Source organism: Streptomyces sp. NPDC012510, assembly GCF_042955065.1.
Taxonomy (GTDB): Bacteria; Actinomycetota; Actinomycetes; order Streptomycetales; family Streptomycetaceae; genus Streptomyces.
The window spans coordinates 306255-324692 of the sequence record NZ_JBIBEN010000009.1 but is presented as its reverse complement, the minus strand read 5'-3'; the positions used below and the strand labels follow the sequence as shown (position 1 = coordinate 324692).

Annotated in this window: 8 protein-coding genes; 1 reads left to right on the top strand and 7 read right to left on the bottom strand. The window is 73.1% G+C overall.

Annotated elements, in window-relative coordinates:
* Nucleotides 1-10: 10 nt before the first annotated feature.
* Nucleotides 11-9499 carry an SDR family NAD(P)-dependent oxidoreductase gene (locus ACFY9I_RS19600; RefSeq protein ID WP_391003170.1) on the bottom strand — a complete coding sequence of 3163 codons (9489 nt, stop codon included), beginning with the start codon at nt 9497-9499 and terminating at the stop codon, nt 11-13.
* Nucleotides 9500-9556: 57 nt separating this feature from the next.
* The gene (locus ACFY9I_RS19595; protein ID WP_391003168.1) at nt 9557-9982 is read right to left on the bottom strand and encodes an NlmOI; all 426 of its coding nucleotides are present in this window, start codon (nt 9980-9982) and stop codon (nt 9557-9559) included.
* Between the two features lie 321 nt (nt 9983-10303).
* On the opposite strand from ACFY9I_RS19595, the gene ACFY9I_RS19590 reads away from it, so the two are divergent.
* Entirely contained in the window at nt 10304-11521 is a 1218-nt protein-coding gene (locus ACFY9I_RS19590; protein ID WP_391003166.1) for a cytochrome P450, read from the top strand.
* A 125-nt stretch (nt 11522-11646) separates the two neighbouring features.
* On the opposite strand, the gene ACFY9I_RS19585 is transcribed toward ACFY9I_RS19590, so the two are convergent.
* From ACFY9I_RS19585 to ACFY9I_RS19565, 5 genes are all read right to left on the bottom strand, one after another.
* Nucleotides 11647-12858 (bottom strand): cytochrome P450, encoded by a 1212-nt coding sequence (locus ACFY9I_RS19585; protein WP_391003164.1) that lies wholly within the window; start codon nt 12856-12858, stop codon nt 11647-11649.
* A 45-nt stretch (nt 12859-12903) separates the two neighbouring features.
* Nucleotides 12904-13896 carry a beta-ketoacyl-ACP synthase 3 gene (locus ACFY9I_RS19580; protein ID WP_391003162.1) on the bottom strand — a complete coding sequence of 331 codons (993 nt, stop codon included), beginning with the start codon at nt 13894-13896 and terminating at the stop codon, nt 12904-12906.
* Entirely contained in the window at nt 13893-15260 is a 1368-nt protein-coding gene (gene ccrA / locus ACFY9I_RS19575) for a crotonyl-CoA carboxylase/reductase (RefSeq protein ID WP_391003160.1), read from the bottom strand. Before ccrA ends, ACFY9I_RS19580 begins: the two co-directional genes overlap by 4 nt.
* 14 nt (nt 15261-15274) lie before the next feature.
* A complete protein-coding gene (locus tag ACFY9I_RS19570; protein WP_391003158.1) occupies nt 15275-15484 on the bottom strand; it encodes a DUF5988 family protein in 210 nt (69 codons plus the stop codon).
* A gap of 94 nt (nt 15485-15578) precedes the next feature.
* Nucleotides 15579-18302: a LuxR C-terminal-related transcriptional regulator gene (locus ACFY9I_RS19565; protein ID WP_391003156.1), complete on the bottom strand. Its 2724-nt coding sequence runs from the start codon at nt 18300-18302 to the stop codon at nt 15579-15581.
* Nucleotides 18303-18438 lie beyond the last annotated feature (136 nt).

The following is an 18438-nucleotide window of genomic DNA, read 5'->3' as shown; positions in this document are numbered from 1 at the left end:
GCCATGTCCGTCATTCGCCGCGCTCCTGCCGGTCAGTGCCGAGTTCCCGGTCGGTGCCGAGTTCCCGGTCGATGAAGGAGAAGATCTCGTCGACGCTGGCCGTGCCGAGTGCGGCCCGGATGCCCCCACCGTCGTCGCCACCGCCGCCCCCGTCGCCACCGTCGGCGGGTGCCGCCTCGTTCGGGCCGAGACGTGTACCGTTCGCGCCGGGACGGGCGCCGTTCTCCACGAGGTGCGCGCCGTTCCCGCCGTGACGGCGGCCGTCGCCGTCCGCCGGTGGTGTTCCGTCCGCAGGTGTTCCTCCGGTTTCGGCGGACCGGTCCGGCGGGGCGAGGCGGGTGCGCAGATAGCGGGCCACGGCGAGCGGGGTGGGCTGGTTGAACAGCAGCCCGGCGGGCATGCGGTGGCCGCTCGCGGCGGTCAGCCGGTTGCGCAGTTCGACGCCCATCAGGGAGTCGAAGCCCAGTTCCTTGAAGGTGCGGGCCGCGTCCACCCGTCGTCCGTCGCGATGGCCGAGCACCACCGCCGCATGTGCCCGGACCTGTTCGAGGAGGACGGCCTCCTGTTCCGGGGCGGAGCGCCCGGCCACGGTCGGGAGCCGTACCGGCGTGGCACCGGCGTGCGCGTCCTCGCCGGGCCGGGGGCGGGCCCCGGCGGGGTCGCGCCAGGCGCTGCCCGCCAGTTCACGGTAGAGCGGCAGCGCCTCGCCCTCGTGCGCCGCCCGTCGTACGACCGCCGAGGACAGGGCCAGCGGCAGCCGCAGCGCGGGGCCCGGCCGGCCCAGTGCGGCGTCGAGGAGGGCGAGAGCGTGCTCCGGTTCGAGCGGCAGCAGGCCGCTGCGGCGCATCCGGCGCAGATCGGTCTCGGTGAGTCCGCCGGTCATGCCGCCGGGGGAAGCCCATGGCCCCCACGCGAGGGAGACGGCGGGCAGCCCCCGCGCGCGGCGTGACTGGGCCAGCGCGTCCAGGAAGGCGTTTCCGGCCGCGTAACTGCCCTGCCCCGCCGCCCCGTTGATGCCGGAGACGGAGGAGAACAGCACGAACGCGGACAGGTCGGCCTCGGCGGTCAGCTCGTGCAGATGGCACGCCGCGTCGACCTTGGGCCGCAGTACACGGTCGAGATCGCCGGGGTCGATCGCCTCGACGACGGAGTCGTGGAGTACGCCCGCCGTGTGCACAACGCCGGTCAGCGGGTGCGCGTCCGGGATCCGTGCGAGCACGGCGGCGAGCGCGTCGCGGTCCGCCACGTCACAGGCGGCGACGGTGACCCGTACGTCCGCGACCGCGCCGAGCGCCGCGAGGGCTTCGCCGGCATCCGGGGCGTCGGCGCCCCGCCGGCTGACCAGCAGGAGGTTGCGGACGCCGTGCCGGGCGACCAGGTGCCGGGCGACGAGACGTCCCAGGGCGCCCGTGCCGCCGGTGACGAGGACGGTGCCGACGGGGTCGAAGACGGTCGGCGTCGCGCTCGGGTGGGGGGCGGCTCGACCGGAGGCGGAGGCGGCCGGGTGCGGGGCCGGGGCGGCGGCATGCGAGTCGGGGGCGGCGCGATGTGGTTCGGCGGTGGCTGCACGCGGTGTGGGGATGGCCCGCTGAGGGGCCACGGTGACCCCATCAGGTACGGCGATGGCCCGCTCCGGATCCACGGTGACCCCATCAGGTACGGCGATGGCCCGCTGCGGGTCCTGCACGGCCCCGTCGAATGCGGAGGCGTCCTGATGCGGGTCCAGAGTGCCGCCATCGCGTTCGAGGTCGGCCGGGAGCGCGTCCTGGGTGGCCCGCTTGTGGTGGGGGGTCGCCCTGTTCCGGCGCGGGGCAGGTGCGGGGGAGGCAGCGGGCCTGACGACGCGGGGGGCGTGCGGTCGGCCGGCACGTACCGCGATCTGGGGTTCACCGCAGGCAACCGCTGCGGGGAGGGCCGCGGAGGATGCCGGGTCGTCGTCCAGGTCCACCAGGAGGAAGCGCCCGGGATGCTCGGTCTGCGCCGTGCGCAACAGGCCCCAGACCGGAGCCTCGTCCGGCTCGCACGGCCCGTCGTCCACCGCGACCGCCCGTCGCGTGACGACGACCAGCCGGGTGTCGGCGAGACGGTCCTCGGCGAGCCAGGCTTGAACCAGCCGGATGGCCCGGTGCGCGGCGGCACGCGCGGCTGACGCCAGGCCGTCGGCGGGGGCGTCTGCCTCCACGTCACCGACAGGCTCGGCCACCGCCGCACCCCCGGCGGAGACGGCTGCCCCCGAGCCATCGACAGGCTCAACCGCCGCCGGGCCCCCGGCGGGAGCGGCTGCCGTCACTCCGCCCCGGGCACTCACGACGCTCCCCGACGCCATCACCTCCGACCCGCTCCGGCCGGTGCCGCCGTGGGTGACGACGACATCCGGGAGGGTTCCCGCGGCGGTGAGGGAGGCGAGGTCGGGATGCCGTTGCGCGCCCGGCAGCGCCGCCGCGAGGGCGCGGCGCGGCTCGCCGAGCAGTGCCCAGCGGGTGGGTGGCGCGCCGAGAGGCTGGTCGACGGGGCGCCAGGCCAGCTCGTACGGCGTGGCGTCGTCGTAGTACCCGGCAGCCTCGGTGGGGAGGGGCGGAGGACTGGGGGTAAGCGTGCCGACGGATGCCACCGCCCGTCCGGCGAGGTCGGTGATCCGGACGGTGAAGCCGTCGTCGGCAGCCGGGGTGATCCGGGCCCGCAGCCGTCCGGCCGCCGTGCCCGGCACGCTGACATCTCGGTACGTCGCCCCGTACCACCCCCCGTCACCGCCCGGCCGGACCAGCCGCAGGACGCGCGACACTCCCTCCAACAGCCCGGGGTGCAGCCCGAAGTCCCCGGCCGCGACGAGGTCGGCGTGCGGAGCCTCCAGTTCGACCCAGAGCTCCCTGCCGCGCCGCCACACCGCGTGCACACCGCCGAGGCCGGGACCGTACGCGACGCCGGCCCCCTGGTCGTACCCGTCCGCGAGCAGCCGCGCGTCCACGGCCTCGGTGCCGTCGGGCGGCCACTCCCCCGCTTCGGCGGCGGGGGCAGCCACGGGCGCCGCGGCGGCCAGCGCGCCCTCCGCGAGGCGGACCCACCCGAAGTCGCCGTGCTCGGGGCGGGCGTGCACGGTCACGGGGCGGTGTCCGTGCACGCCGTCCTGGGGGCCGACCGTGACCTGTAGCTCCAGCGCCCCGTGCGGGGGCGGCACCAGCGGTGCCGTGGGCCGCAGTTCGGCGACCTGTCCGGCACCGGTCTCGCGGGCGGCGGTGACGGCGAGGTCCAGAAGGACCGTGTCAGGGACGGAGACCCTGCCGTGGACCGTGCGGTCGGTGAGCCACGGCTGGTCGCTCGGAGAGACCCGGCCTGTCAGCAGGGTGTGCCCGAAATCCGCGAGGGTGACGGCCGAGGAGAGCAGGGGGTGGCCGAGCGGCGTCGCGCCCGGTGGGGTGGCGGCCGGGGACTTCGTGGGGGCCAGCCAGTAGCGGCGGCGCCGGAAGGCGTAGGTCGGCAGGGCCTCGGGAGGAGCGGGCGGGTGTCCCTCGAACACAGCACCCCAGTCGGGCGAGTGGCCGCTCACCTGCAACCGGGCCACGGCGGCCACCGCGCTGGACGCCTCCGGCCGGTCCCGGCGCAGCACGGGCACGACGAGCGGTTCGACCCGCCGCCCGGCCACACGGAACCCCTCACCCGTCGCGCCCGCGCCGGCGCCCGACATCTCGCCCTTCGCGTCCGCGCCCGGCCCCTCGCTCCCCGTACCCACACCCGTCCCCGGCCGGTCACCCCGCGCCGCCGCGCCGGCCCTTGCGCCCCTCTCTCCCGCGTCGCGCTCCTCCTCGGCCAGGGACTCCCTGACCAGGGCGCTGAGCACACCGTCGGGGCCCAGCTCCACGTACCGGGTCGTACCCAGGGCCCGCAGTCGGCGGACGCCGTCGTGGAAGCGGACGGTCTCGCGGACATGGCGGACCCAGTAACCGGGCGAGCACAGCTCGTCGTCCGTCGCGGGCTCGCCCGTGAGGTCGCTGATCATGGAGAGGGCCGGCCGGTGGAAGGTGACCGAGCGGGCGACCTCCGCGAAGTCGGTGAGCATCGCGTCCATGTGGGGCGAGTGGAACGCGTGCGAGACCCGCAGCAGCCGGGTACGGCGCCCACGGCGCTCCCAGTCGCTTGCGGTGCGGGCCACGGCCCCCGCGTCGCCGGAGACCACCACGGCTGTGGGGCCGTTGACGGCGGCGAGGCCGATCTCGTGTGCGTGTCCGTCGAGTTCGGCCAGGATCTCCGCCTCGGTCGCCTCCACCGCCGCCATGGCACCGGTCTCGGGCAGCGCCTGCATCAGCCGGCCACGGGCCGCGACGAGCCGGCAGGCGTCGGGCAGCGACAGCACCCCGGCGACCTGGGCCGCCGCGAGCGCGCCGACGGAGTGGCCGAGCAGGTGGTCCGGGGTGATCCCCCAGTGCTCCAACTGCCGGAAAAGGGCCACTTCGAGGGCGAACAGCGCGGGCTGGGCGAACTCGGTACGGTCGAGGAGACCGGTCTCCGCGACCAGCACCTTGGCCAGGGGATGCGCTAGATGGGTGTCGAGGTGGGCGGCCACGTCGTCGACAGCCCGCCGGAACACGGGCAGCGCGGTGTACAACTCCAGTCCCATACGTGCCCGTTGGCTCCCCTGGCCCGTGAAGAGGAACGCGGTCCGGCCCTCGGCGGCCACCGCGCGGAACGCCACGGGTGACTCGCTCCCCGCGGCCAACGCGTCCAGACCGGCCAATGCCTCCTCCCGGTCGGTGGCGAGGACGACGGCACGGTACGGCAGCGCGGCACGTGTCACCGCCAACGCGTGGCCGATCCCCCCGAGCACCTCGCGTCCCTCTGCGCCGGCAGAGGCAACCCGCGCCGAGGCGTCAGCAAGCCGTGTGCGCAGCCGCCCCGCCTGGGCCCGCAGCGCCTCCTCGGTCGCGGCGGACAGGACGAGCGGTACGGGGGCCGCGCCGGGCGAGGAGCCGGCGGGCCGGTCCGGCCCGGTGTCCGGTCGGGTGCCGACGTCCAGATCGGCGTCGGGGCCCAGGGCGGCACCGTTGTCGGCGGTGGCAGTGGCAGTGGCAGTGGCGGCCGTAGCGGCTGCGGAGTTCGAGGCGACGGCGACCGGGGCCTGTTCCAGGACGACATGGGCGTTCGTCCCGCTGATCCCGAACGACGACACCCCCGCCCGGCGCGGACGGCCCGTCTCCGGCCAGTCCCGGGCCTCCGTCAGCAACTCCACCGCCCCCGCCGACCAGTCCACCTCCGGCGACGGCTGGTCCACGTGCAGGGTGCGCGGCAGCACCCCGTGCCGCAGCGCCATGACCGTCTTGATGACACCGGCCACCCCGGCGGCGGCCTGGGCATGGCCGATGTTCGACTTCAACGAGCCGACGAGCAGGGGCCGTTCACGGTCCTGCCCATACGTGGCCAGCAGCGCGTGCGCCTCGATCGGGTCGCCGAGCCGCGTCCCGGTCCCGTGTGCCTCGACGGCGTCCACGTCCGCCGTGGACAGTCCGGCACCCGCGAGCGCGTCGCGGATCACCCCTTGCTGGGAGGGGCCGTTGGGGGCGGTGAGGCCGTTGGAGGCGCCGTCCTGGTTGACCGCCGAGCCCCGCAGGACGGCGAGGACGGGATGGCCGTCGCGTCGGGCGTCGGAGAGCCGCTCGACGAGGAGCACGCCCACGCCCTCCGACCAGCCGGTGCCGTCGGCCCCCGCCGCGAACGCCTTGCACCGCCCGTCCCCCGCCAGCCCGCCCTGGCGCGCGAACTCCGCGAACAGGCCGGGCGTGGCCATCACCGCCACCCCCGCGGCGAGCGCCATCGAGCACTCGCCGCGCCGCAGGGACTCGGCGGCCAGGTGCAGGGCGACCAACGAGGACGAACAGGCGGTGTCCACCGTGACGGCCGGGCCCTCGCAGCCGAAGACGTAGGAGAGCCGGCCGGACAGGACACCGGCCGTGTTACCGGTCAGGAGGTGGCCGCGCAGGTCGTCGGGGGCCTCGTGGAGGCGGGGGCCGTACTCCTGCGACATGGCGCCGACGTAGACGCCGGTCCGGGTGCCGCGCAGGGAGGAGGGGGCGATACCCGCCCGCTCCAGCGCCTCCCACGCGGTCTCCAGGAGCAGCCGCTGCTGGGGGTCCATCGCCAGGGCCTCGCGCGGCGCGATGCCGAAGAGGTCGGCGTCGAAGTCGGCGGCGTCGGCGAGGAAGCCGCCCCGACGGCCCTCGTCGTCCCAGCCGCGCTCGGCGGGCGGCGCGGAGATCGCGTCGATTCCGTCCAGGAGGCCCTGCCACAGCCCCTCGGGGTCGCGGATCCCACCGGGCAGTCGACAGGCCATGCCGACGATGGCGATCGGCTCGGCGACCGGCGCGGCTGCGAACCCGGACCAGGCCCCGGGCACCGGGGGTGTCCGCTCCGCCCCGGCCTCTTCACCGAGGTGCCGGGCGACCGCCGTGGGCGTGGGGTGGTCGAACAGCAGGGTGGTGGGCAGTCGCCGACCCGTCGCGGCGTTCAACCGGGTACGCAGTTCGAGCGCCAGATGGGAGTCGAAGCCGAGATCCTTGAAGGTCAGCCCCGGGTCGACGTCCGCCACCGCGTCATGCCCGAGGACGGCGGCGGCTTCGGCGCGGACGAGGTCGAGGAGTTCACGGGGGCCGCCGCGCGGGTACGACGCCTGTGCGTCGGCCGTGCCGGTCGCACGAGTCGCGCCAGTCACCCCGGCCGGATGTGTCACGTCGGGCGCCCCGGCGGTGGGCGTCACGCCAACCGCCCCACCCGCCCCAGCCGTCCCCCTCACCGCAGCCCCGTCGAGGGGTCCGAGACAGTGACGTCGTCGCTGGAAGGGGTAGGTCGGCAGTTCCAGGGGCGGGCCCGGGCGGTGTCCGGCGAGGGCGGCCGTCCAGTCCACCTCCGTTCCCGCGACGAAGGCCTGGGCCAGGCCGGCCGCGAACTGGGCGGGGCCTCCGTGGTTGCGGCGCAGCGTCGGGACGACCACCGGCGCGGCGCCGGTGTGTTCGACGGTCGCGGCCACGGCGGTGGTGAGCACCGGATGCGGGCTGATCTCGATGAACGTGTGGTGTCCAGCCTCGGCCAGGGCGACGACGGCGGAGGCGAAGGAGACCGGCTCGCGCAGGTTCCGGTACCAGTAGGCGCCGTCCAGCCGGGGCCCGCTGTCCCCGAGGACCACCTGCCCCCGGTCCACGGTGGAGTGCAGGGGCACACGGGCGGGCAGCGGGGTGATCTCCGCGAGGGTGTCGAGGAGTTCGGCCCGGATGACCTCCACGTGGGAGGAGTGGGAGGCGTAGTCCACGGCGACGCGGCGGGCACGGACGTCGTCGGCTCGGCAGGAGGCCAGCAGGTCCTCCAGCGCGTCGGTGGCGCCGGCCACCACGACCGCGCCCGGGCCGTTGACGGCGGAGAGCTCGACGCGTCCGCCGAGGGCCGTCAGCCGGGCGCGGGCGCACTCCTCGGACTCGGGTACGGCCACCATGCCGCCCCCGCCCGAGAGGCGACGCCCGATCAACTCGGCCCGGCGTACTGCGATCCGCGCGCCGTCCGCGAGGGTGAGCACGCCGGCCACGCAGGCGGCGGCGACCTCCCCCTGCGAGTGCCCGACGACCGCCGCGGGCTCGACACCGTGGGCACGCCACACCTCGGCGAGGCTGACCATGACGGCCCACAGGACCGGCTGGAGCACCTCGACGCGGTCGAGGGCGGGGGCGTCGTGTGCTGCCCGCAGCACGCCGGTCGGGGACCAGTCGACCTCGGCGGTGAGCGCCTGTTCGCAGCGGTCCCAGGCGGCGGCGAACGCGGGTTCGCCGTCGAGGAGTTCCACGGCCATGCCGGCCCACTGGGAGCCCTGGCCGGGGAACACGAAGACGGGGCCGGGCCCGGTCCGGGCGGGTTCCCGACCGGGTGAGGTGATGACGGTGGGCGTCCGTTCGCCCGCCGCGAGCGCGGCGAGGCCGCGAAGCCTGGCACCGTGGTCGGCGCCGAGCACCACCGCCCGGTGCGGGAAGAGAGTGCGGGTGGTCAGCAGGGCGTGACCGGTGTCGGCTGCGTCCGAGGCCTCGGGTGCGGCCTGGAGAAGCCTCCGCGCCTGGTCGGCCAGCGCCCGGGGGGTGCGCGCGGACAGTACCCAGGGCACCACGCCGGGCGCGTGCCCCTCCGTGGCCGGGACCGCGGCGGTCCGCGGGCCCCCGGCGGCGGAACCCGTGCCTCCGCTCGGGCCCGCGCCCGCGTTCTCCGTCCAACTCGTCATCACGACGTGGCAGTTGGTACCGCCCAAGCCGAAGGAGCTGACACCGGCGACCCGCTCCCCGTCGCCCTCCGGCCAGGGCTCGGCCGTGCGCTGGACGGTGAGCCCCAGGTCGGGCAGCGGTATGCGGGGGTGCGGGATCTCGTGGTGGAGGGTCGGCACGAGGCGGGCGTCGCGCAGGCAGAGCACCGTCTTCAGGAGTCCGGCGATTCCGGCGGCGCCCTCCAGGTGGCCGATGTTGGTCTTGACCGAGCCGACGCGCAGGGGCCGGTCGGCGGGGCGGTCGGCGCCGAGGGCGCGGCCGAGCGCGGTGGCCTCGGCGGGGTCGCCCTCCGGGGTGCCGGTGCCGTGGAGTTCGACGTACTGGAGATCGGCGGGGTCGGTGTCCGCCCGCTCGCAGGCGAGGAGGAGTACTTCGCGCTGTGCCTCGGGGTCGGGGACGGTCAGCGCGCTGCCGCCGCCGTCGTTGTTGACGGCGCTGCCACGGATCAGGCAGTGGACGCGGTCGCCGTCCGCGAGCGCCCGGGAGAGCGGCTTGAGGACGACGAGGCCACCGCCCTCGCCCCGGACGTATCCGTTGGCACGGGCGTCGAAGGTGTGGCAGCGGCCGTCCGGTGAGAGAGCGCCGAGGCGGGCGACGGCGAGGGTGCTCTCGGGCGACAGGATCAGGTGGACGCCGCCGGCGAGGGCGAGCGTGCACTCGCCGCTGCGCAGGCTCTCCACGGCCAGGTGGACGGCGACGAGGGAGGAGGACTGGCCGGTGTCGACCGTCAGGCTCGGACCGCGCAGACCGAGGGTGTACGAGACACGGTTGGCGAGCAGGGAACGCTGCGCCCCGGTGAAGGTGTGCGGGGTGAGGGCGTCGGGGCCGTGGTGTTGCAGGAGCCGGGCGTGGTCGTCGGCGAGGGCGCCGACGAAGACACCGGTGCGGGTGCCGGCGAGTCCGGCGGGGACGGTGCCGGCGTGTTCCAGCGCCTCCCAGCCGAGTTCCAGCAGCAGCCGCTGCTGCGGGTCCATGGCGGCGGCCTCGCGCGGGGAGACACCGAAGAAGGCGGCGTCGAACTCGTCCACGCGGGCCAGGAATCCGCCGCGGGCGGGGAGCCCGGGGAGGTCGGGGACGACGGAGCGGCGTTCGGCGGGTACCTCGGCGACGGCGTCGCCGCCTCGGGCGAGCAGTTCCGCGAACTCCGCCGGGTCGCCGGCCCCGGGCAGTCGGCATGCCATGCCGACGACGGCGATGGCCTCGGACGCACCCGTCATCCGTTTCCCTCCCTGTGGTCCAGAACGTACGGAGACGGCACGCTCGCCGTGGGCCGGTCAGACGCGGTGGAAGTGCAGGATGTCGCCGGGGACGAGGTCGTCGCCGACGACGACATAGCCGTGTTTGACGACGTGGTCGTCGTCGATCACCTCGAAGTCCTCGACGAACCCGTGGCGGGCGCCGAAGACGGCACTGTCGCCCGTGAGCCTGAAGTGGCCGTCGACCCAGCCGGGGCCGGCGAACACGCCGTGGTGGCCCCAGTCGTCGTAGTAGAAGCTGGCGAACGCCTTGTCCACGTCGCTCCAGCCGATGAGCCAGGTGGCGATGATGCCGGGCACGGGGATGCGCTGCGTCAGTTCGTAGAACCGGCCGTCGGCGAGCGGGCGGGTGGAGCAGGTCGCCTCACCGGTGGTGACATTTTCCGTGGTCAGGTTCGTGTATTCGATACGGAAATTCCCCAGCAGGAAATCAAGTTGCCGCATTTCTGGCGCCGGCTCACCGCGGCCGGGAAAGACGACTTCACCACTGTCGGCGGGAACGGAATCCCGAAGAGCGTCGTCCGAGGACTGAATGGGCTGTGCACTCATTGCCAACTCCGGGAGCTCGGGTGACCGTTGATACCGAGGGAATTTATGGACCCGGCATTGCGGCGCACAAGCCCGGACGGAACGGTTAGGGGGGTCGTCGTGAGGGTTCCGGGGGCGGGTCGGAGCGGCTAGGGGTGTTCGGTATTACGGGAGGTCATTAGGCTCCGCCGGACGGGACCGGCTCACCGTCCGGTTCCCTCCCGAAGGAGCGAGACGATGACCACCGATCAGCAGTCTCCGATGCCCGAAACACAGGACGACTTCCCGTCGCTGCTCGCCTGGTTGACGAAGAACAGGCGGGAGAGTCCGGTTCTTCCCGATGCCTTCCCGGGCCTCTGGCATGTTTTCCGCCATGCCGACGTCTCCCGGGTGCTGTCCGACACGGCGACATATTCCAGTGACATGTCCGCTGTCATTCCGACCCACCCGGACACGGGCTGGATCGCGAAAGGGAACGTCGTCGGAATGGATCCGCCGATGCACCGCAGGCTGCGTTCGCTGGTCAGCAAGGCGTTCACGCCACGGCTGGTGGCCGGTCTGGAGCCCAGGATCACCGAGCTGGCCTCCGGTCTGCTGGACGCGGTCGCCGGCCGCGACCGGTTCGATCTGGTGGAGGCGGTCACCCATCCCCTGCCGGTGTTCGTGATCGCGGAGATGCTCGGCATCCCCCTGACGGACCGGCCGCTCTTCGAGAAGTGGGGGCTCGCCTTCATCTCGGCGAACGGCGGTGGTGAGAGCGCCCTGCCGAGTGAGGAGAACATCCTCTCCTTCGTGCGGACGGCCACGGAGATGCGGGCGTACATGCTGGAGCAGATCGCCGTGCGCCGTGCGGCGCCCGGGGACGATCTGATCAGCCAGCTCGTCACGGCCCGTACGGAGGACGGCCGGTTGGAGGACGACGAGATCGTCGGCTTCGTCGGCACGCTGCTGCTGGCCGGTCACATCACCACGACGGCGGTGCTGGGCAGCACGGTGCTGTGCCTGGACGAGAACCCGAAGGCCCTGGCGGAGGTGCGCGAGGACCGGTCACTGGTGCCGGCGGCGGTCGAGGAGGCGGTGCGGCTGCGCCCGGCGTTCTCCCGGCTGGTGCGGATGACCACGAAGGAGTCGCTGGTGGGTGGTGTGTCCGTCCCCGCTGGTCAGGTGCTGACCCTGTGGACGGTGGCGGCCAACCGCGACCCGGAGCGGTTCGACGACCCGGACGCCTTCGATCTCCACCGCGACCAGGGCGGTCGTCACCTCGGCTTCGGCCAGGGCGTCCACTTCTGCATGGGCGCCCCGCTGGCCCGTCTGGAGGGGCGGATCGTGCTGAACCTGCTGCTCGACCGGTTCCCGCACCTGTCCGTGGTGGCGGAGGACGACGCGGTGGCGTACCACCACCCGAAGAACGTCGTCGGCCCGCGCCGGTTGCTGGTCGACGTGTCGGCGTCCTGACCGTCCTTCCCGTGCACGCGGGGTACCGAAGTGGCCGTCGATCCCGTGAAGGGTCGGCGGCCACTTCGTCGTACCGTGGCGGACCTCCGGTCACCCGGTGAGAGGCAGGCGCGCGGCGCCCTCGGTCACCAGGCGACCGGCAGGTGCGGGATGTCCGGGTGCCAGCTCGGCAGGGTGTAGGCCTCGTCGAGCGAGGTGGTGAGCCGCAGTTCCGGCAGGCGGCGGAAGAGAGTTCCGTACGCGACTTCGAGGGCGACACTCGTCAGGTTGGCGCCGAGGCAGTGGTGGATGCCGGAACCGAACGCGAGGTGCCCCCGGGCCGCACGGCGCACGTCGAACCGGTCGGGGACGGGGAACTCGGCCGGGTCCCGGTTGGCTCCGCCGCCCGCGACGATGACGCCCTCACCCGCGCGGATCAGTTGTCCGCCCACCTCGACGTCCTCCCGTGCGAACCGGGGCATCAGGTCCAGCGGGCTGACCATCCGTATCGTCTCGTCGACGGCGGCCGGCAGGACCTCCGGGTCCTGTCGGACAACGGCCAGTTGCTCGGGTCGTTCGAGGAGCAGCGCGACCCCGACGGTCAGCATCGTCTGGACCGGTTTCTGGCCCGCCGTGAAGATCACGAAGCAGAGGTTGGCGAGTTCGGCCTTGCTCAGTGCTCCGGTGACGACGTGCCGGCTGATCACACGGCTGATCGGATCGTCGCCGGGATCCTCGTCCTTGGCGTCGACGAAACGGGTGAAGTACTCCTGCAGCGCGAGGATCGCCTTGCCCGCCTCGGCGGCGGCCTCCTCGGGGTCCTTGGGCGGACCGCCGCCGGAGTCGGTGCTCGCGAGCCAGGCGCGCATGTCGGCGTACTCCATGCCGAGCGCCCAGCACGTGATGCTCGCCGAGAACGGTTCGGCGAACTGCCCGACCAGGTCGCCGGATTCGCCTCCGGCGACCATGGCGTCGATCAGTTCGTCGGCCTTGGCCCGCATCCGGGGGCGCAGGTCCTCCGCCCGTCGCAGCGTGAACTCCCGTACGAGGGCCTTGCGGTGCACGGTGTGCAGGGGCGGGTCGATCGTGTTGAGCAGGGGGAACGCCCTGAAGCCCTCGAACGCCCCGGCGTAGACGGGATAACCGGGGTGGGTGATGTCGGAGCTGAAGCGCTCGTCGTGGAGTACGGCGCGCGCCTGGTCGTAGCGGGTGACGAGCCAGACCCGTCGGCCGTTGTAGAGCCGTCCCGGGGTGGGGGCTTCACCGGCCCGGAAGGTGACGTACTGCTCGGGCGGCGCGTAGGGGCACTGGCGCGCCAGGGGGAGGTCGACGTCCTCGGGGGCGGGGGCTTCGGTCACTGCACGCGTTCCTTCTGTGAGGGGGTACGGGTTTGCCGGGGGTGGTCAGGCGGACCAGCGCAGCAGACAGAGTCCGGCCGCCATGCCCGCGCCGAACCCGGCGAGCAGCAGCAGGTCGCCGTCGCCCAGCAGCCGGGCGCGGGAGGCCTCGTCGAGGGCGACGGGCACCGAGGCGGCGCCCATGTTCCCGTACTTGACGAGCGGGGTGTGGGTGCGGGCGCCGGTGAGGCCGCAGCGTTCGACCAGTTCACCGAGGAGGACTCCGTTGGCCTGGTGGGGTACGAAGTGCGCGATCTCGCCCAGTGCGGTGCCCGTGCGCTCCAGCAGGGGCCGGATCATCGGGGGCACGTTCGTCATGACGAAGTCGGCGACACCGCGTCCGATCATCCGCAGGTGGTGGCCGCCGTTCGCGACGGTCTCCGCGGAGGCCGGGACGCGGCTGCCGCCTCCCTCGATCCAGATCAGTTCGTGGGCGTCGCCCCGGCCCGACAGTTCGACGTCGAGGATGCCGTACGGCTCGGGCACGGCGCCCACCACGGCGGCGCCGGCGGCGTCGCCGAGGAGGACCGCGGTGCCCCGGTCGGTGTAGTCGAGGAACCGTGAGTACAGGTCGGCGCCGATGACGAGGGCGAGGGTGCCGGGGCGCTGGGCGACCAGGGCGCGGGCGACATCGAGTGCGTAGACGAAGCCGGCACAGGCGATGTTGAGGTCGAAGCAGGCCGCGCGGTGGGCGCCGAGCGCGCTCTGCACCAGGGAGGAGGTGGGCGGCAGGGGTGCGTCGCCGGTGGAGGTGGCGACGATGAGGTGGTCGATCCGGTCCGCGGTGACGCCCGCGTCGCCGAGGGCTGCGGTGGCGGCGTGCCGGGCGAGGTCGGAGGTGGCCTCGTCCGGTGCGGCGTAGCGGCGTCCCGTGATCAGGGTGCGGCGGCCGATCCACTCGGCGGTGATACCGGGGACCCTGCGGGCGATCTCCTCGTTGGTGATCTCCTCCTTGGGCAGGTAGGAGCCGGTGCCGAGGATGCCGATGCGGGTGGTCATCGCGCCACCGCCAGGGCGCCGGGTGCGTCGGCGGCGAAGGGGCGCAGGGGGTTGAGGCGGTCCTCGCCGATGCGGGCGCGCCGTTCGGGGTCGGTGACGCCGAGTCCGGGTTCGGGGGCCAGGCACAGTACACCCACTTTGCCGATGTGATCGTTGCGCTGGACGAGCCGGGTTGCCTCGCCCACCTCGCTCAGGGGGAAGAGGGAGGACATCACGGGCATGATCCGGCCCTGGCCGAACAGCCGGGCGCACTCCCACTGTTCGTGGAGGTTGGCCACGTGGCTGCCGATGACCCGTTTCAGTTTCATCCACAGGTAGCGGTTGTCGTAGCGATGCCGGTATCCGGTGCTGGAGCCGCAGGTGACGACTGTTCCGCCGCGCCGCACCACGAACAGGGACATCCCGAAGGTGGCCTGCCCCACGTGCTCGAAGACGATGTGCGGGTCCTCGCCGGTCTCGCGGCGGATGGCCGAGCCGAGGCGTTTGCCGTCGGCGATGGCCTGTTCGAAGTCGTCGCCCTCGTGCTCGCCGAGACCGAGCTCGGAGCGGTCGATGACGATGTCGCAGCCCAGGGCGCGCAGGGCCCGCGCCTTGCGCGGTGAGCCGACGACACCGACCGGGATGCCGCCGCCGTTCTTGACGAACTGCACCGCGTAGGCGCCGACCCCGCCGGTGGCGCCCCAGATCAGCACGACGTCGCCCTGCTTCATCCGGGCTCCCCGGTCCGAGACCAGCATCCGGTAGGAGGTGCCGGCACACGCGGGTACGCACGCGGCCTCCTCCCAGGTGAGGTGGGCGGGCTTGGGGATGAGTTGGCTCGCGCGGGCCAGGCAGTAGTGGGCGAGGCCGCCGAAGTTGGTCTCGTAGCCCCAGGCGAGCTGGTGCTCACCGAGCATGCCGTCGCCCTGGGTGACGGCCTCCTGCTCGTCGACGCAGGCCGCGTTCACCAGCACGTGGTCTCCCACCCGCCAGCGCCGGACCGCCGAGCCGACCCGCACGATGACGCCGGCCGCGTCCGATCCGAGGACGTGGAAGGGCTGGTCGTGGCGGGCGGCCCAGCCCCCCTGCCGGCCGTAGGAGGCGAGGAAGCGGAAGGTCGGCAGGGGCTCGAAGGTGGCGGACCAGACGGTGTTGTAGTTGATGGAGCTGGCCATGACGGCGATCAGCACCTCGTCGGGGGCCGGCTCCGGCATCGGCACGGGACCGACCCGGAGCGTCTTGCGTACGTCCTTGTCGGCGACGCCCCGGAAGACGTCCACGTCCTCGATCCGCAGGTGTGCGGCGGTGAACTCCTCGGGCAGAGCCGCGTGTTCCAGCTCCTCGGGGGCCGCCTGCGCGAGCACCGCGTCAGTCACAGAACCCATGTCGGCCGTGCCCCTCATTCCGCGATGGCGGTCCGGGTCGTCCAGCGAAAGACGGCGACCTCTTCGCCGTCGATCGTGGTGAATTCCCCCTTGTGGACGAAGTGCTCGTATCCCGCGCCGAATCGATGCTTGATCTTCTCCGTGAGCGAAGTGGTGAACTGGACCCTTTCCTCATCCGGAAAGGAGGAGGGGCCGTCGGTCAGCAACACCTTGAAATTGACCATGCCGAAAACCTCTTATTCGTGGGTTCACCGTCTGAGGGAAATCTGGCATTGTCCGTTGCTCCCGACAACCCCTATCCGACCCCGGAACATCGGTTCAGGCGGTTTCCGGCAACCCCAGTTCTATGTGCAGCGGGAGTTCCTGTCGGGATGTGATGTCGAGTTTCTTGTAGACGCGGGTGAGGTGCTGCTCGACGGTGCTGACGGTGATGAAGAGTTCCGTGGAGATCTCCCGGTTGGTCATGCCCCGGGCCGCGAGCACGGCGACGCGCCTTTCCGATTCGCTGAGTTTCGCGGCGGGGTCCGGGACACGGACGGGCCCACGCGCGGACCGTAGGGCCTGCCGCTCGTCCGCGAGCCCGAGGAAGGCGATCCGCTCCCTCAGCGGGGCGGCCCCGCACTCCTCGGCGAGTTGCTGCGCCTTGCGGAGCGTCAGATCTGCGCGGGCGGACTGGTCGAGGTCCTGGTAGGCCTCCGCCAAGTCCACGAGGACACGTGCCAGTTCCCAGGAGCTGCCGGATGCCTGCAGTTGCTCGGCGGCCAGGGTGAGCAGTCCGGGCCGCTCGCACGCCTCTGCGACCTGGGCCCGGACCCGTAACCACAGCCCGGTGACCAGGGCGTCGTCGGCCCCGGCTTCGGCCTCGTGGGCGCAGAGCAGTTGTTCGGCCTCGCGGAGGTTGCCGAGCGCCAGCCAGGCCTCGGCCGCGTCGATCCGCCAGGTCGATTGGTGCCGCAGGGACAGCTCCCAGCGCTCGGTGTACCGGCCGACGGCCAGGAAGTCCGACAGCGCGAGATGCGGCCGGCCGACGGCGAGCAGGAACTGGCCTCGTGCCCTGAGGTAGTCCAGCCCGTAGACGCTGCGGAAGAAGCCGTCGGGGACGGGCCGGTCGAGCAGCCGTACGGCCTCCTCGTACTGGCCGGACGCGGTGCAGGCGGTGATCAGCGCCGTGAGGACCCCGCCGCACAGCCAGTGGCTCGCCGCGTCTCCGCCCAGTTCCATGACCTCCCGGGCGTATGTCTCCGCCTCCGTCAGCCTGCCCCGGGCGAGGGCGCTCTCGGCGCGCAGTGCCGTGAAGAGCTGACGCCAGCCCTCGACGCCGCGCTCGGCCGCCACGCGTCGGAAGTGCTCGCACCACGCGTCGGCCAGGTCGGGCCGGCCGGCGGCCGTGAGATGGCGCAGTTCGGGCACGATCAGCGCGAGGGTGGTGTCACCGAGGGTCCAGGCGCCCAGGTGCTCCTCGATCTCGTGCACGGCACGCGCCCGGACGTGGTGGCGGTTGACGCAGACGGTGAGCGTGACGCCGTCGGCCGAGATCCGGCCGCCGATGTCGTGCCCCTCTCCGCAGGCGGTCCGCTCGGACGACATCCGCAGGGACCAGGCGTCCGGTATGCCGGGGGTGAGACAGAAGAACCAGGGCCAGCCCTCGTGGAAGTGATCCCGCCGCGGCCCCTCCTCGCCCAGGTCCGAGACGGGCGGAGCCACGCCGCGCAGCAACGCCCGGCCGTCCTCCAGCCTGCCGCACCCGATCTGCAGCAGCGCGGTCAGCACCACCTGCGCGGGGCAGGCGCCCGCTCCGTGGTCGCAGTCCGGCCACCCCGACTTCTCCAGATACTGCTGCTCGACCCGCCACGGCTCGGTCCGCAGCAGTACCACGGAACGTTTCAGCGCGAGCCTGGCCCGTTCCCAGCAGTCGGTGGTGGAGTCGTGGGCGAGTTCCACGCAGGCCAGGGCGAAGGGGGTGTCGTCGGCTGCCAGGGCCTCGTCGGCGGCCCGTTGGAGGGTCGCCGCCTGCCACGACTCGGTGGCCTCGCCGATCTCCAGCAGGTAGCGAGCGGTCACCCGGGCGCCCGCGCCGCGCTCCCGCAGCCGTTCCGCGGCCCGCAGCAGGACCTCGGCCCGCCGGTCGGCCCCCGCCTGCTCCAGGACGGCGGCCTCCATCACCGGGTGCCGCAGCCGCCAGCCGTCGACGAGACCGGCCTCGCGCAGCAGGTTCACACCGCGCACGATCTCCGCGCTGTCCAGAGGCAGGACGGCCACCAGGCCGGGAAGGTCGGAGAACTCGCGCAGCACGGCCATCCCCAAGGCGACGGAGTCGGCCAACGGCCCGCTGCCCCGTACGCAGTCCACGGCCACCTGGGCGTACAGACCGCGGGGGTAGGGCCAGGGCGCTCCGGGCCCGGAGCGTGCCCGCATGTGCAGCTCCTCTGCGAGGGCGTGCACGAGCAGGGGGCTGCCGCCGCTGACCGCGTGCAGCTCCTCGCGGGCCTCGTCGTCCAGCGGGCCGCCGTGGAGTTTCTCGCAGAGTTCCACGGTCTTCTCCCGGTCCAGCATGCCGAGCCGGATCCGGTGGAGGTTGGGCTGTCGGAGCAGGTCGCAGTGCACGCCGCCCTCGCAGCCGCCGAACGGCAGGAGGGTGAGCACCAGCATGACGGGGCGTTTGCGCAGCCGGCGCCGGGTCGCTTCCAGCAGTCGGCGCCAGTGCGGCGCCTCGCGATCCTGTGGCTTGTCGAAGCAGACGACCACGGGGGAACTCTCGGCCAAGGTCGCTATCAGGTCGTCCAGGTCCGGCGCTTCCTTGCCCTCCGCCGCGCCCCCCGGGCCCGTGCACTCCGCCCATGCGGCGGTGAGACAGTCGATGTCGGCCGCGGCGAGAACGGTGGCTCCGGTTTCCGCGGCGTGGTGCGCGAAGCCGTCCATGAGGGCGGTTTTCCCGCTGCCGGCGCCGCCCTCTAATACCACGGTGGTGGCCGAGCCACGTTCACATTCTGCGAGGAGGGACTTCATGAGTTGCAGTTTGTCGTCTCTGCCAGAAAACAACATGTACCTAACCCCAATCACACCCCACCGTGTCCTGCGTGTTCTGTGGACCCAACCCAGAACGATCGCAGAGCGCGCCGGACGGTCTGTAGAACTGCCCGATACCTTCAGTGGCCCCCGTCAAAACGCGTCGGTAACG